The sequence below is a fragment of the Paenibacillus sp. FSL W8-0919 genome (genome assembly GCF_038003785.1).
In the GTDB taxonomy this organism is placed as follows: domain Bacteria; phylum Bacillota; class Bacilli; order Paenibacillales; family Paenibacillaceae; genus Paenibacillus_AQ; species Paenibacillus_AQ lactis.
In genome coordinates, this window is sequence record NZ_JBBOPV010000001.1 from 1,124,341 (window position 1) to 1,139,835 (window position 15,495).

At 54.3% G+C, this 15,495-nt stretch carries 13 protein-coding genes; all 13 read right to left on the reverse strand.

The window, feature by feature from the left end; translation table 11 throughout:
• Position 1: 1 nt before the first annotated feature.
• The gene (locus NST44_RS04805) at positions 2–1,663 is read right to left on the reverse strand and encodes an anthranilate synthase component I family protein (protein WP_007132898.1); all 1,662 of its coding nucleotides are present in this window, start codon (positions 1,661–1,663) and stop codon (positions 2–4) included.
• 202 nt (positions 1,664–1,865) lie between these two features.
• The gene (gene cysK / locus NST44_RS04810; protein WP_007132897.1) at positions 1,866–2,804 is read right to left on the reverse strand and encodes a cysteine synthase A; all 939 of its coding nucleotides are present in this window, start codon (positions 2,802–2,804) and stop codon (positions 1,866–1,868) included.
• 400 nt (positions 2,805–3,204) lie between these two features.
• A complete protein-coding gene (locus NST44_RS04815) occupies positions 3,205–4,140 on the reverse strand; it encodes a peptidyl-prolyl cis-trans isomerase (RefSeq protein ID WP_007132896.1) in 936 nt (311 codons plus the stop codon).
• Positions 4,141–4,163: 23 nt separating this feature from the next.
• A complete protein-coding gene (hslO, locus tag NST44_RS04820) occupies positions 4,164–5,048 on the reverse strand; it encodes an Hsp33 family molecular chaperone HslO (RefSeq protein WP_007132895.1) in 885 nt (294 codons plus the stop codon).
• Positions 5,049–5,100: 52 nt separating this feature from the next.
• A complete protein-coding gene (locus tag NST44_RS04825) occupies positions 5,101–5,865 on the reverse strand; it encodes a type III pantothenate kinase (protein ID WP_007132894.1) in 765 nt (254 codons plus the stop codon).
• Positions 5,862–6,737, reverse strand: coding sequence for a carboxylating nicotinate-nucleotide diphosphorylase (gene nadC / locus NST44_RS04830; RefSeq protein ID WP_007132893.1), 876 nt, complete (start codon positions 6,735–6,737; stop codon positions 5,862–5,864). Before nadC ends, NST44_RS04825 begins: the two co-directional genes overlap by 4 nt.
• Positions 6,727–8,343, reverse strand: coding sequence for an L-aspartate oxidase (nadB, locus tag NST44_RS04835; RefSeq protein ID WP_007132892.1), 1,617 nt, complete (start codon positions 8,341–8,343; stop codon positions 6,727–6,729). Before nadB ends, nadC begins: the two co-directional genes overlap by 11 nt.
• Positions 8,344–8,382: 39 nt before the next feature.
• Entirely contained in the window at positions 8,383–9,321 is a 939-nt protein-coding gene (gene nadA / locus NST44_RS04840) for a quinolinate synthase NadA (protein WP_007132891.1), read from the reverse strand.
• Between the two features lie 222 nt (positions 9,322–9,543).
• The gene (ftsH, locus tag NST44_RS04845) at positions 9,544–11,601 is read right to left on the reverse strand and encodes an ATP-dependent zinc metalloprotease FtsH (RefSeq protein ID WP_213617119.1); all 2,058 of its coding nucleotides are present in this window, start codon (positions 11,599–11,601) and stop codon (positions 9,544–9,546) included.
• A 100-nt stretch (positions 11,602–11,701) separates the two neighbouring features.
• Positions 11,702–12,241, reverse strand: coding sequence for a hypoxanthine phosphoribosyltransferase (gene hpt / locus NST44_RS04850; RefSeq protein WP_007132889.1), 540 nt, complete (start codon positions 12,239–12,241; stop codon positions 11,702–11,704).
• A gap of 76 nt (positions 12,242–12,317) precedes the next feature.
• Positions 12,318–13,748, reverse strand: a complete 1,431-nt coding sequence (gene tilS / locus NST44_RS04855; RefSeq protein ID WP_213617117.1) for a tRNA lysidine(34) synthetase TilS — start codon at positions 13,746–13,748, stop codon at positions 12,318–12,320.
• 41 nt (positions 13,749–13,789) lie between these two features.
• Positions 13,790–14,710, reverse strand: coding sequence for a protein kinase domain-containing protein (locus NST44_RS04860; protein WP_007132887.1), 921 nt, complete (start codon positions 14,708–14,710; stop codon positions 13,790–13,792).
• Complete coding sequence (locus NST44_RS04865) at positions 14,694–15,434, reverse strand: vWA domain-containing protein (protein ID WP_007132886.1); 741 nt, start codon at positions 15,432–15,434, stop codon at positions 14,694–14,696. The genes NST44_RS04860 and NST44_RS04865 overlap by 17 nt, the downstream gene beginning before the upstream one ends.
• Positions 15,435–15,495 lie beyond the last annotated feature (61 nt).

Genomic DNA, 15,495 nt, shown 5'->3' on the forward strand with positions numbered 1-15,495 from the left:
TTTATCCCCCTATATCCGCAGCTACGGCTGCAGCTTCTTCTTCACTGCACATCAAGGCTGCAATCAAAGCCTTTGCCTTGTTATGGCACTCCCTGTACTCCCGATAAGGATCCGAATCGATCACGATGCCGGCCCCCGTCTGAATGTAGCCGATCCCATCCTTCACCGCGAGGGTTCGGATAATAATATTCAGCTCCATATCCCCGTTATAGTCAATCCAGCCCATCGAACCGGTGTAGGGCCCTCTCGTAACCGGCTCCAGCTCCTCAATGATTTCCATCGTCCGGATTTTGGGTGCGCCCGTTATCGTGCCTCCAGGAAATACGGCGGCAATGACGTCATACGCCTTGCTGCCCTCCGCAAGCCGTCCCTCGACCTGCGATACGAGATGCATGACATGCGAATACCGCTCCACCGTCATCAGCTCCGGGACATGAACGGTGCCGTAAGCTGCAATCCGGCCAATATCATTGCGCTCCAGATCAACAAGCATGATATGCTCCGCGCGTTCCTTCTCGCTGCCGAGAAGCTCAGCCTCCATCGCCGCATCCTCTTCTGGATTGCCCCCGCGGCGCCGGGTTCCTGCAATCGGACGGGCCGATACGATATCGCCGTCCACCTTCACCAGCAGCTCCGGCGATCCGCTGGCCAGACTGAATCCCGGCGACGTCAGGTAACCCATGTAAGGGGACGGATTCAAGATCCGCATCCATTCATAGACCTCTGCCGGATCCCCGTGGAGCTTCAGATGCCGCCTGAGGGACAGATTAACCTGAAACACGTCCCCTTGCCTTATATACTCCTGGATGGCCAGCACTGCCTGCTGAAACGCATCCTGCGAGAAATCAATCTCGAGCCGGTCCCAGCCTTCAACATGAGGTCCTGACAGCTCCCCGGCCCTTTCCACACGCTTGCGTTGCTGCCTTGAATTCTCGGACTCGCCCTCGCCTCCGGCTTCCAAAGGTTGGCCGAACAAGTCGTTCCATGCAGTCAGCATACGCTCTGCCTTTGCCTCGGCTTCGGCGTACCGCTGTCGTAGCGAAAGCTCCTGCTCCGGTGATAGACCGGAAGCCTGATTCTTCCCCGAAGCGGACTTATCGCTTAAACCAGATTGATCCTCTTGCCGTTTGTGGCCATCCCACGGAACATGGATCGAGCAGTAGATCGATTCATCCTTGTGGTCGTAGATCCAAATCTCATTCATCTGCATCCATAAATAATCGGGGAAGCCGGGCTCGTCCTTGGCCAAGGCCGGCAGCTGTTCGATGGAGCGGATGACGTCATAGCTGAGAAAGCCCGCGCAGCCTCCGCGAAAATCCGGCCACCCCTGAATCCGCGGCGCACGAAAGGCATGCATCCAATTCTCCAGCAGATGCAGCGGTTTACCCGCAACCTTTTGCCGTTCTCCGGTAGACAGCGTAAGGATCTCTCCCTCATCTCCCTTGCCCTGCAGGATGGACGCCGGTTGCAGGCCAAGATACGTATAACGTCCGCCCTTGCCGCTCTCGAATACGAAAGCATAGGGAGAAGCCGATCTCCAAGCCTGCTTCCATGATGGAGGAAGTCCTCTGGAACTTCCTTTATATTGAACCAGATAGGGAAGTACGGACCAGCCCTCCGCAGCCCACGCAAGCCAATGGGCCAAATCCAATCTTCTCTTCATGCCGATCCTCCCTTATAGTATTGAACGCATAAACCCTTACTGTTGCCTGTCAGTATACTGTATCCCGCCTCGCTTGAAAACCCTAAAAACATGCTTGGCCAACAATATTTTTTTACGTTCAGAAGCAGCCGAATATGGTTGTAGTATACACAAAAAGCCCTCAATGCTATGAACACATTGAGGGCAACGCTGTATGAACGATTTATGCCTCGAAGTTATAGAGCGGCGTGCTAAGGTAGCGCTCCCCGTTGCTCGGGATAACGGCAACCACGCGCTTGCCTTTGCCGAGCTCCTTGGCAACCTTCAATGCGGCGTAAACGGCTGCACCGGAAGAAATTCCGCCAAGAACGCCTTCTTCTTTCGCTACGCGGCGGGAGGTTTCGAAGGCTTCCTCATTCTCGACATGAATGATTTCATCATAGATTTCCTGATTCAGAATTTCCGGAACGAAGTTCGCGCCGATGCCTTGAATTTTATGCGGGCCAGGCTTGCCGCCAGCCAGAATCGGGGAAGCTGCAGGCTCAACCGCATAGATTTTAATGTCAGGGTAGTGGCTCTTCAGCACTTCGCCGGCACCCGTAATCGTACCGCCTGTGCCGATCCCGGCTACGAATGCATCTAGCGTGCCGCCGATGGATTCGATCGCTTCTACAATTTCAGGACCTGTCGTTTCACGGTGAATCTTTACGTTCGCTTGGTTCTTGAACTGCTCAGCCATGAAAAATCCGGAGTTCTCCTTCAGAATTTCCTCCGCCTTCTTCACCGCCCCGTTCATCCCCTCGGAGCCTGGCGTCAGAACAAGCTCGGCTCCGTATGCGCGCAGCAGGTTGCGGCGTTCCAAGCTCATCGTCTCAGGCATAACGATGACCGCTTTGTAGCCTTTGGCCGCAGCCACCATCGCCAGCCCGATTCCCGTGTTGCCGCTCGTTGCTTCAATGATCGTATCGCCCGGCTTCAAACGGCCTTCCTTCTCCGCTTCCTCTACGATGCTGACCGCAATCCGGTCTTTAACGCTGGCTCCCGGGTTCTGGTATTCCAGCTTCAGATAGATCTCCGCACTGTCCTCCGGCACGATCCGGTTCAAGCGGACAAGGGGTGTATCGCCGATGAGTTCTGTCACATTGTTTACGACTTTTGCCATGAATGAAGCCCTCCTCATAATATGGGTATGTTCCATGAATACATAACATTGTTAGGCAAGCCATGTCATCGTGTATATGCATAGCCCATCCGTGATGTCGAAATCATTAGAGCCGCTAAACGCGCTGACGATAACTCATGCCTGCGGCCTTTACTTAATCCGAGTAAATAGGTAGGTTTTTGTACTTTCATCTTATCAACGATAAGGGCCATTGTCAATAACACTTTGCGTTGAAAATAAGCTTTTCTAGGTATTCTTCCCTGCATCTTTCGGACGAGTCTGCCAGAGAAAGAATGCTCCTGGAAATGCTTTATGAAAGCCGTTTAGCAAAAAAGCTCCCGAAGCAAGGATGATCCTTCCCCCAGGAGCTATTCTGCTCGGATTGATGTATCAGTATAAGTCATAAGGTCACTGTGCTTGCAACGATGCGCGCTTCGTATTTCTCCCGAAGCCGCTCTTCAAGCTCCGTCAACGATATCGACTGCTCCAGCGCCAGCTGTTTGCGGACCGATTCGCGGATGCTTTCCTCGCTCGGGACCTTCGGCTCCACGATTTCTTCCACATACACGATGGCATAATTGTCCTCCAGCCGGATCGGTCCTGCGATATCTCCGGCCTCCAGCGTCAGGGCAGCTTCCATCAGCTCAGAGGGTACAAAAGGATCATCTTCCTCCACCAAGCCGATCTTCCCGCCGTCGCCCCGGGTATACTCATCCAAGGAAACCTCGGCGGCAAGATCCGCAAAGTCTTCTCCGGCCTCCAGCCGGTCCATGACCTGATTCGCTTCAGCCTCCGACGCGACCTCAATCATCGATAAGTTCAGCTGTTTCTTGGGGCGAAATTGATCCGGATATTGCTTAAGATAGGAATCAATCTGCTGCTCATCGATATGCACATCGGCCGTAGCAATTTTTTCAAGGAGCAACCGATAGGTCGTCTCTATTCTCAACTCTTCCTCTGAGATGCCAAGCTGACTTTCCATCTCCGCAAAAAAACGTTCTTTCGAGCCGTAAGCTCGGCTCATCATGTCGATCTCCGCTTCCAGCTCTGGTTTCGTAACGTCGATGCCCCTCGCTTCGGCCTCTAATGCTACGGCCTTCCGGTTAAGGATGGTCATCAGCATGTCATGCCCGTATCGCTTCTTCAGCTCGCGAACCCACTCATCTTCTGTGATCGCCTTGTCCTGAATGGTGGCAACAGCCGGAGACGGCCCATTCCCTGATGGAGAACTTGCCCGCGGACCTTCCCCGGAGAACAGCATGTAGCTGCCCATGACCAGTACGCCTGCTGTCAAGACAATGACGGTCGCCCACAATCCCTTCTCTTGTCTCGTCATCACGGTCGCTCAATCCTTAACGTTTAAGATTTGGCCCGCTCTAACACGGATTTTAGCTGTTCTACATCAAAGGTATACGTTTCGTTGCAGAAATGGCAGGATACTTCCGCCTTACCGTCCTCATCAATCATTTGTTGAATTTCATCGTGTCCCAAGCTGATCAAGGCTCGCTCGACCCGCTCCTGCGTGCAGTCGCAGGTGAACTTCACGTCCATCTCATCCAGAATGTTCACGTCCGGTACAACCCGCTTCAGGATGTCCTCCAGGCTGAGCCCCTCTTCCAGCATCTTCGTCACCGGCGGAATGGCGCCAAGCGCACGCTCAAGCTCCGTGATCTCCTCATCCGTGATTCCCGGAAGAAGCTGAATGATGAATCCCCCAGCATTGGCGACCGTATAGTCAGGCGATACGAGCACCCCAAGGCTGACTGCCGAGTTCGTCTGTTCGGATACGGCAAAATAATACGTGAAATCCTCGGCCAGCTCGCCTGAAATAATCGGCACGCTGCCGCGGTAGGGCTCCTTCAACCCCAAATCCTTGATGACGTGAATATAACCGGTGCGTCCGACGGCAGCAGCCACATCCATCTTGCCCGGACGGATATTCGTCAGCTCGACATGCGGATTGTGAACATACCCGCGCACCTCGCCGTCGGCGTTGCTCTCTGCGGCGATCAAGCCGATCGGCCCGTCCCCGCGTACTTGAATGCTGAGGCGCTCGTCGCCTTTCAGCATCGCTCCCATCATCGCTGCTGCCGACACGGTACGGCCTAAAGCGGCTGTAACGACCGGGAACGTGTCATGCCTGCTGCGCAGCTCCTCGACCAGATCCGTGGTCCGGACGGCGAAGGCCCGCACTTTCCCGCCTAATGCAGTTCCCCGCAGTATGCGGTCTTTTTGTTGGTCCATCCTAAGGCCCTCCTTGTCTTCTAGTTGTTATGTTTTACCCCGAATCCCGGGCTTAGTTGCGTTCGTAAATGATGCGCAGTCCATCAAGCGTAAGCAGAGGCGCAATCTCTTCGATGGATTCCGTTTCGCTCGCGATCAGCTCTGCCAATCCCCCAGTTGCGATAACCTTAACATTGTCCGTCCCCATCTCGGCTTTTATACGTTTAACCAGCCCGTCGACCTGTCCGGCATATCCGTATACGATTCCGGCTTGCATGGCGTGGACCGTATTGCGTCCGATCACCTTCTTCGGCTTCTCGAGCTCTACGCGGGGGAGCTTCGATGCACGCTGCACCAAGGCTTCGGTAGCGATCCCGATTCCTGGAACGATAACGCCGCCCAGATAATTTCGATCTTTATCGATGCAATCAAAGGTCGTTGCCGTCCCAAAATCCACGACAATGATTGGGCTTCCGTACTGCTCGATCGCAGCAACGGCGTTGACGATACGGTCCGCACCGACCTCCCGAGGATTCTCATACCGCAGATTAAGGCCGGTCTTAATGCCAGGGCCGACGATCAACGGAGCCTTGCCAATATACTTGCTGCACATCTCCTCGACCACTCGGATAAGCGGCGGAACAACGGAAGAGACGATAACTCCTTCAATTTGGCTTACCGTAATATTCGACATTTGAAACAAATTATGGATCAGCACGCCGTATTCATCCACCGTGGATTGGCGTGACGTGCTGATTCGGAAATCGTGCAGCAGCTGCTTGCCCTGATACACGCCAAGCACGATGTTCGTGTTGCCTACGTCTACGACCAGAATCAAACCCCTGCTCCTCCCTTCTTGGCGTTTAGATCTAAACTGATGTCCAGGTTGTGGAACGAATAAGTGAGCCGACCGACCGAAATGACGTCCACCCCGGTCTCCGCTATGCCGCGTACGGTCTGAAGCGACACATTGCCGGAAGCCTCGACCCGAACATGCGGCGACCTCGCCTTAATTCTTCGAACCGCCTCGGTCATCAGCTCATGATTCATGTTGTCGAGCATGATAATATCTGCACCGGCATCCAGCGCTTCGTCTACCTGTTCAAGGCTTTCCGTCTCAACCTCGATGGTCATCGTATGCGGTATATTCGCTCTTGCGCGGTCTACCGCCTGGCGGATGCCGCCGGCGCCTTTAATATGATTATCCTTGATCATGACGGCATCATACAAGCCGAACCGGTGGTTCGACCCGCCGCCTACGCGGACAGCGTACTTCTCAAGCATCCGGTGGCCCGGCGTCGTCTTCCGCGTGTCCACAAGCCGGGTCGGCAGCCCTTCCAGCGCCTCGACATAAGCGCGCGTCGTGGTTGCAATTCCGGACAAACGCTGCAGCAGATTAAGGGCCAGTCTCTCCCCTGTCAATATACGGTGCGTAGACCCTTCCACTTCAGCAAGAACGGTTCCCTTCTCCACCCGCTCGCCGTCCCGAACCAGCGACCTAAACACCAGCGTCTGGTCAACCGTCTCGAAGACCAGCTCCGCAACCGGCATGCCGGCCACGATCCCGGATTCCTTGGCGTGAATCACGGCCTTGGATTCATGTCCGGACTCAATCGTCGTAAGGGTCGTAATATCTCCAGAGCCTACATCCTCTTGTAGCCAGGTTCGAATACTCTGGAGCAGGCCGTCATGGTAACCGTTAAACATCATCGCTTATTTCCTCCGTCCTATCTTGATCCCGGGTGTGCACGATATGCTTCTTCCATGCATCATCATTTCGTTCCGGAAAATCCTCGCGGTAATGGGCCCCCCGGCTCTCTTCACGGCACAGCGCGCCTTGAACGACCAGCAGTGAGGCCGTAAGCATATTGGCAAATTCGTACTCCTCGCGTTTGGTCAATACCGCTTGAAACAAGGGCAGCTGCCGGCCAAGCTCTTCGGCCGCCCGTAATAGAGTGTCCCGGTTACGGCGAAGACCGGCATACCGGACCATCACTTTCTGAAGCTTCAGCCGCTTTTCGACCATAGCCTGGGAAGGCGCATCCTTGCGCCCAAGCCCGAAGGATACATGAAGGAATCGCTCCGTCCGTTTCGGAAGCTGCCGGATCCGTTCAACAATGCGGCTTCCGTATACAACCGCTTCGGACAGCGAGTTGCTGGCCAAGCGATTCGCGCCATGAACGCCGGTCGAGGACACTTCTCCGCAGGCGAACAGACGCTTCACGCTGCTCTCCCCGTACAGATTGGTCTTGATGCCCCCCATCATATAATGCGCAGCGGGGGAGACCGGAATCCAATCGGAGGTCAGATCAAGACCATACCGCATGCAGGTTTCGTAAATCGTTGGGAACCGGTGTTTGACCATCTCCGGGGATTCATGGGTAATGTCCAAGTAGACGAACGTGGAGCCCGTCTCCTCCATCTCGCTCACAATCGCCCGGGCGACAATATCCCGGGGCGCCAGCTCCAGCAGCTCATGGTATTTGTGCATGAAGCGCTCGCCTTTAATATTCCGGAGCACGGCGCCTTCTCCGCGCACCGCTTCCGATACCAGAAACCGCGGTGCTCCCGGATAACTCAGCGCCGTTGGGTGGAACTGAATAAACTCCATGTCCCGAATCTGGGCGCCCGCCCGATAGGCCATCGCGACTCCATCGGCGGTCGCAACTTCGGGATTGGTCGTGTACCGGTACAGCTGACCGGCACCGCCGGAGCACATAATCGTTGCTTGGCCCCGCACGAAGATCCGCTTCCCGTCCGGCAACTGGACAATCGCTCCATGGCATTCGCCTTGATCGGTAACCAGATCGATGACAAAATGATCATCCCACACCTCTATATTGTGAAGCATTTCGACTTGAATGGAAAGGGCGCGTACGATTTCATATCCGGTAGCATCCCCATTCGCATGGAGAATTCGGCGGTGGCTATGGGCTCCTTCCTTCGTTAGAGCGAGCTCCCCGTTCTCGACGTCAAACATCGTCCCGAGACGGATTAATTCCTGGACACCGGCCGGTCCTTCGTTAACCAGCACATCCACCGCCGCCGAGGAGCATAACCCGGCCCCTGCAAGCAGCGTATCCTGCCGATGATAGGCCGGTGAATCGTCCTCCGCCGTCACGGCTGCGATGCCGCCTTGCGCATAGCGCGTATTGCTCTCGAGCAGCGATTTCTTCGTAATCAACAGCACCTTATGATGCTCACTTGCCAGAATGGCGGTATATAATCCGGCGATGCCGGAGCCGATGACGATCACATCCGTCTCCTTTACCGGCAGGTCCTTTAGGTCAAAATCGATCAAATACTGCGGTATCACGCTCGTCTCACCTGTCTTCTCGCGAAAGAGTAGCGCATGCTACTTAACTTGTAACATGCGCTCTAGGGAAGTTCTGGCTTTCTCTGCAACGACAGGAGGCACGTAAATCTGCGGCTTCATCGTCTCCAGAGCTTTGACCAGCTTTTTGAGATTATTCACTTTCATATTCGGACATACGAGAAATTTGGTCGCAAAATGGAAGGATTTATTCGGACTGTCCAAACGGAGCTGATAGCCGGTTCCGTCTTCGGTTCCTACGATAAATTCCTGGGCCGGCGAGTTTTTGCAGTATTCCAGAATGGCGGTGGTGCTGCCTACGAAGTCGCCCATAGCGACAACCTCCGGACGGCATTCCGGATGCACGACGAACTCGGCGTTCGGATATTTCGCCTTCATCTCCACCACATCTTTCACGGTTAACATATCATGCGTATTGCAGTACCCTTCCCAGATGATCAGCTTCTTGTCGGTGTGCTGCTGGACGTAATGCCCCAGGTTTTTGTCAGGGACCCAAATGATTTCATCGGAATCGACCGACTGAATGACCTTGACCGCATTCGAGGATGTACAGCAAATATCGGTCTCCGCCTTGATCTCGGCCGATGAATTGATATAAGTGACCACTTTGGCATTCGGATACTGGGCCTTCAGCTTGCGCAGCCCGTCAACGTTTACCATATCGGCCATCGGACAGCCTGCGCGCTCGTCAGGAATAAGCACCGTTTTATTCGGCGCCAATATCTTTGCGCTTTCTCCCATAAAATGCACGCCGCAAAAGACGATCGTCTCGGCATCCGTCTGGGCCGCCTTCTGAGCCAGCAAAAAGGAATCTCCCCGGAAATCGGCGACTTCCTGAATTTCATCCCGTTGATAATAATGCGCCAAAATGATGGCGTTGCGTTCCTTCTTCAACTCCATTAACCGTTCACGCAGCACGCGGTTCTGCTCTGCCTTGCGCTCCAGTGCCAAAGCTTCCATGATCGACCCTCTCCCCCTATGTTATCCGGCATTAGCCGCTTGATGACCATGTTTGAAGGACATTCGCAACCTTTGTGAAAGGATGCGCATCCTTATTTAACAACTAATGTACACGGACCTCTAATCCCTGTCAATGTGATAAGAAGCACAAAAAGAACCGGAAAACGAATGATCGTTCTCCGGTTCTTCATTTTTATTCCAAATACGAGTATTTCAGCGAATTTACGTTAGACTGCTATCATTATCCGATCCGCCAGGAGGATCTTTACGCTCTGAATCCTTACGATCCAGATTCGAATCCATCGGGTTGTTCGGAATCTCTTCCGTAGAAGTCGGCTGCTGGCCTTCTTCCTTCCCTTGAATACGGACGCGGACATCACCGATGTTGTCGATCGTTGGCTCGCCATTCTCGGAAGAGCCGGATCCTTCGCCACCGCCGTTGCCTTCGACTGTTCCAGTCTCAATGAGATTCTTAATCTGCTCAAGCTCCAGCGTTTCTTTCTCCAGGAGCGTATTCGCAATCAAATGAACCTCTTTGGCATGCTTGGACAGAAGCTCTTTACACTTCTCGTAGCATTCGGTGATAAACCGCTGCATTTCCTGATCGATCTCGTAAGCGATTTGGTCACTGTAGTTCTGCTCGTGCCCGATATCCCGGCCAAGGAACACTTGTCCTTGGGATGTGCCGAACTGCATCGGACCGAGCTTCTCGCTCATACCGTATTCCACAATCATGCTGCGGATAATGCTGGTTGCCTGCTGGAAGTCGCTGTATGCCCCGGTTCCGATTTCTCCGATGAACAGCTCTTCCGCCACGCGTCCGCCGAGCAACCCGGTTACGCGGTCAAGCAATTCCTGCTTCGTCACGAGCATGCGGTCTTCCTTCGGCATCATGATGACGTATCCGCCGGCGCGGCCGCGAGGAATAATCGTTACCTTATGCACGGTATCCGCATGCTCCAAGAAGTAACCGACAATCGTATGACCGGCTTCGTGATAAGCAACGATGCGCTTCTCGCGGTCGCTGATCACGCGGCTGCGCTTCTCGGTACCGACGATCACGCGGTCGATCGCCTCGTCGACTTCCGTCATCGAAATATCTTTACGGTTACGGCGTGCGGCAAGCAAAGCCGCCTCGTTCAGAAGGTTCTCCAGGTCCGCGCCTGTAAAACCAGTCGTACGCTTCGCGATAATGTCGAGTTTGACATCCTTCGTCAGCGGTTTGTTGCGTGCATGCACCTTCAGTACAGCTTCACGTCCCTTAACATCCGGACGATCCACGGTAATCTGACGGTCAAAACGTCCCGGACGCAGCAGCGCCGGGTCCAGAATATCCGGGCGGTTCGTTGCAGCGACGATAATGATGCCTTCGTTCGCTCCGAAACCGTCCATCTCTACGAGCAATTGGTTGAGCGTTTGCTCTCGCTCGTCATGTCCGCCACCAAGGCCGGCGCCGCGTTGACGGCCCACAGCATCAATCTCGTCAATGAAGATAATACATGGCGCATTCTTCTTCGCGTTCTCGAACAAATCGCGTACACGCGAAGCACCGACACCGACGAACATTTCCACGAAGTCGGAACCGGAAATACTGAAGAACGGAACGCCTGCTTCACCGGCAACCGCACGAGCCAGGAGCGTCTTACCGGTTCCCGGAGGACCGACAAGCAGCACACCCTTCGGAATGCGGGCGCCGACGGTGTTGAATTTGCGCGGATCCTTCAGGAAGTCGACAACCTCAACGAGCTCCTGCTTCTCCTCGTCAGCACCGGCTACGTCTTCAAACGTAACGCGTTTCTTCTCTTCATTATATAAGCGGGCTTTGCTCTTGCCAAAGTTCATCACTTTGCCGCCGCCGCCCTGAGCTTGATTGAACAGGAAGAAGAACAGAACGAACATGATCACGAGCGGAATAAAGGATGAAAGCAGTGTCAGCCAAATGCTTTGGCCTTCCATCGGCACCACGGTCAGCTTTACATCGTTGCTCTCGCTGGCTGCGGTCAATTCCTGCATCGCCGCATCAGTAGCCGGAATGTAGGTCGAGAAATTCTCCGACTTCTTCTCGTCGGTGACTTCCTTATACTTACCGGTCACCAGATACGCGTAGCCGTCGAATTGAACCGTCATTTCCTTTATCTTGTTATCTTTAACTTCCTGCCGCAGCTGATTATAACTAGGGGCTTCGGCCTGTTCGCCACCGTTAGTGACGAATTGTACTATGCCCACCACGACCAAAAATAGAATCAAATAAAAACCAGAATTCCGGATGAACCGACTCATCCCCTACCTCCTCTCAAGACACATAAGATATTTTACCACAGCCTGTCTGGCCTTCTCAACAAAGGGCCAAGATCCGTGGCAGCAGCCCATATGGCGCGGTTTAACTGCTGTAGATTTCCGGCTTCAGAATCCCGATGTAGGGGAGGTTCCGGTAATGCTCGGCATAATCAAGCCCGTAGCCGACAACGAAGGCGTCAGGCAGTACGAACCCGGTGTAATCGGCCTGCAAATCCACCGTTCGGCGGGCAGGCTTGTCGAACAAAGTAACGACGCGAACCGAGTTGGCCTTGCGGCTCTTGAGCAGCTCGATCAAATGGCTCAGCGTAAGACCGCTGTCAATAATATCCTCCACGATCAGAACATCCCTGCCTTCAACGGATGCATCGAGATCTTTAATGATCTTGACCACACCCGATGACTTGGTGGATGCCCCGTAACTGGAAACGGCCATAAAATCCAGCTCCAGAGGTACTGTAATGGATTTAACCAAGTCTGCCATAAAAATAAACGCACCTTTAAGAACGCAAATAACGAGCGGATTGCGTCCTTCGTATTCGGCGCTGAGTTTTGAACCGAGTTCCTTAATTTTCGCATGGATTTCTTCTTCTGTGATCAGTATTTCCTGAATGTCGTTCTGCAACTTCAATGGACCTCCTAGTTTATACATATGAAAGCGTGAAACGGGCCATGCTTAGGGTCTACGCTTGCCTGAAACCTTAAAGCTCCGTAAACTCCATACGGAGAATCCGCACGGTATGCCGCCCTGGAGCAGCATGAGAGGAACGTCGTACATCCGGAATCCATACAATGTTGCCGGCACTGTCGCAAACGATCGGAATCCGGGAACGGACAGACGGTGGAATTTTCTCATCAATGAGAATATCTTTCACCTTTTTGCTTCCGTTTAATCCCATAACCTTCATCTTGTCTCCCGGCTGTCTGTTACGCACGGTTAAAGGAAATCGAAGCTCGTCGGCATCGAACTCCACCGCGCTGGCAGAGCGGGCTGCCCCAGACCGTGCGCTGCCGTCTGTCCTGATCGACAGCGTCAGCAGCTTTCCGATTTCCGGAATAGGCACACGCCGGTCCTCGGGAGAATCGAGCGTATATATGTACTGTCCCTGTTCGGACGGAGGCTCCGGCCAAAATGTTATTCGACCGTACTCGCGGATACAGGTAATGCCGCCCCCCAGTGAAAGACGCCAACTGCTCCGCTGATTGTTCAAGATGCCTTGGCGTACCGATTCGATCTTGACAAAATCGGTGATTTCCTGTTCAGAGGGCAGATAAGTTAATATTAGTTTAATCAAACGCCGTTGTAAAGCGACATGTAAGGCCAAAAAGGAAGGCGCGTCGATGGCGAGCCTCCCATTGTTCTCCTGCACCAACTGACGATACGCCCGCTCCGCTTCCTGATCCATGTAGTCATCCTCATACTGCACAATTTCCGCTAATTGATTCAGGGAGGATGAAAGCTGCCCATTGTATTGTTCCAGAAACGGCAATACCTCCAGGCGAATCGCGTTGCGGCGGTATTTCGTCTGCAGGTTGGTGTAGTCAATGGCATATGAAAAGCCGCAGCGGCGGCACAGCTCCAAAATGTCCGCCTTGTTTATACGAAGGAAGGGGCGGATGAGTTCCACATTTTTTTCGGTGCGCTTCCATCGCATACCGGACAAGCCCGACAAGCCGCTGCCGCGCAGAAGCTTCATCATGACCGTCTCGGCCTGATCATCGGCATGATGCGCAAGAGCCACCGATCGGGCATCGTATGTCCGAGCCGTTTGGAGGAGAAATTCATAGCGCTTCTCCCTGGCTGCCTCCTGCCCGCCCTTTCCGCTCTCTTCCATATATGAGGGAATATTAGCGAACGCAATTTCCAGCGGAAGACCGAGGGATTCCGCCAATTCGCGCACGAACTCCGCTTCCGCATCCGATTCTGCGCGAAAGCCATGATGGACATGGGCGCATACCAGCTTAAGCGGCGTATGCTTGGTCGAAATTTCGTGCAGCACATGCAGGAGAGCAACGGAATCGGGCCCCCCGGATACGGCGACCACGATGCAGTCCCCTTCCGACCACAGCCCAAATTCAGCGGCAGCGCGCCGCACGTCCGAAACGATCCAGTGCATATAATCCTGTTTCACTTCTAAGTCCCCTTTATGAATCCGTGACACGGCAACGGGCATTAAGAGCGGAGGAAGAGATAGATGGCGCAAGCCAAAACAGCTGCCGATATGCCGAATGCATTCTTCAGCCACCTCGGCGTGCGGACCGGGATTTGCCGGACATGACGCTCCGAGGCTTCATAGATCCGGCGCTTCCATTCGTTCAGCGCTTCCCGTGAATCCGCGAAATCACCTGCGAGCGCCTTGTTTAGCCAGGCGGCATAAGGCTTAAACACAGGATTTCTTCGCATCAGCTGCTGCAGATCCGAAACGCTCCGCGTCTGGGGAAGCTGGCAGGACGCTTCACGCAGAGCCTTTTCATCCAGCAGCCCTATACACATCACGGCAAACGAGAACAGATCGTAGGAGCCGTCGCCGGTCCGGCTTCCGGCATTCCAATATCCCCGGTCATACCATTCCGTGAACTGCTTCACGCTCCGGCCAAACCGACTGACGCCTCCGTAATCGATCAGCTCTACCCTTCCGTAGGCCGACACCATCACGTTATCCGGCTTCAAATCACCGAATGCATAGCCGGAAGCATGCAGGACCGAGAGCTTCTCGAGCAGCTTCAGCCCGATCAAGGCGAGCCACTCCGTGCCGCGGGCGCGGATAAAGCGATGCAGGGGGCTGCCTTCGATATAGCGCATGACGTAGAATGTCACTTCCCGGCTGCCTTCCAGATGGTCATCCGCCTCCACCAAATACGGATCCGGCATCTGCTCCTTCAGCGCGTTCAGCACGTTAATTTCGGATTGCAAATCCAAGGCGTCGTATCCCACCTTTAGGGCATACCGGCCCCGCCCGCCAGACGGGCGGACAAGATACACCTTGCCGTTGGCCCCTTTGCCAAGGAGCCGCTCAACGATGTACCGGCTCCTCCCCCATTTTCCCGTTATGACGGTCCCTGGCGGGTACGCCGGACTAGACGACGTAGTCACCGAGCATCCCTTCCTCTTGGCTGGAATGTCCCTGCCATGATTGATTACCCTCTAGTGTACCATATCGGTAAAATTCAATCACCTTTAACAGTGCCGGTCCCGTCGGGGTGGCTCCTCTCATCTGAAGCCGGCCGAACATGCTCCTGACTCCGTCCAAATCCGAGGTCCAGTTTACGTCCATCACCGCATCCTCGCCGCTGTGCTTGCCGGGAAAGTGAAACACGGATAACTTGCTCGAGCCCGCCCGGGCTTTCAGACTGAGCATCAGATCCCGTATCGCTTCCTCGACGGCAGCCAGCTTTGGCTTCATGCTGGCACTCGCGTCAATCAACAGAGCTACCTGAAGGGGCGATGTCTCCGCCAGCTCATCCACCACCTCAACGACCTGTGAGCGCTTGGCAGGCGGCAGATCCTCCAGCGACCCATCCCCCAGAATATGCTGTATCTCCTTATTTACCGCCTGCTGGATCGTTTGAACCACGGTTTTCCGCGTCATCATCTGTATCGTCTGAGCCAGCTGCGGCGTTCCCACGATCCGGTGTATCCCCCCTCCGGCCTTGGCAATTTCTTGGATTTCCAATCCTCCGAGCTCGCCGATCGTTCCATAATCAAGCACGCCCACCACATTCACAACGATCCCGTCCTGCAGCGCATGAGCCGCAGCGAGCACCGGGCTCGTGCCTACATTCGAGCATCCGTCGGTTATCAGCAAGATTTGTTTCATATGAAGAATCGCCTCCCGTTCCATCGGTTTCGGTCTGTTTGAGTTCTATCTCTATCATTTC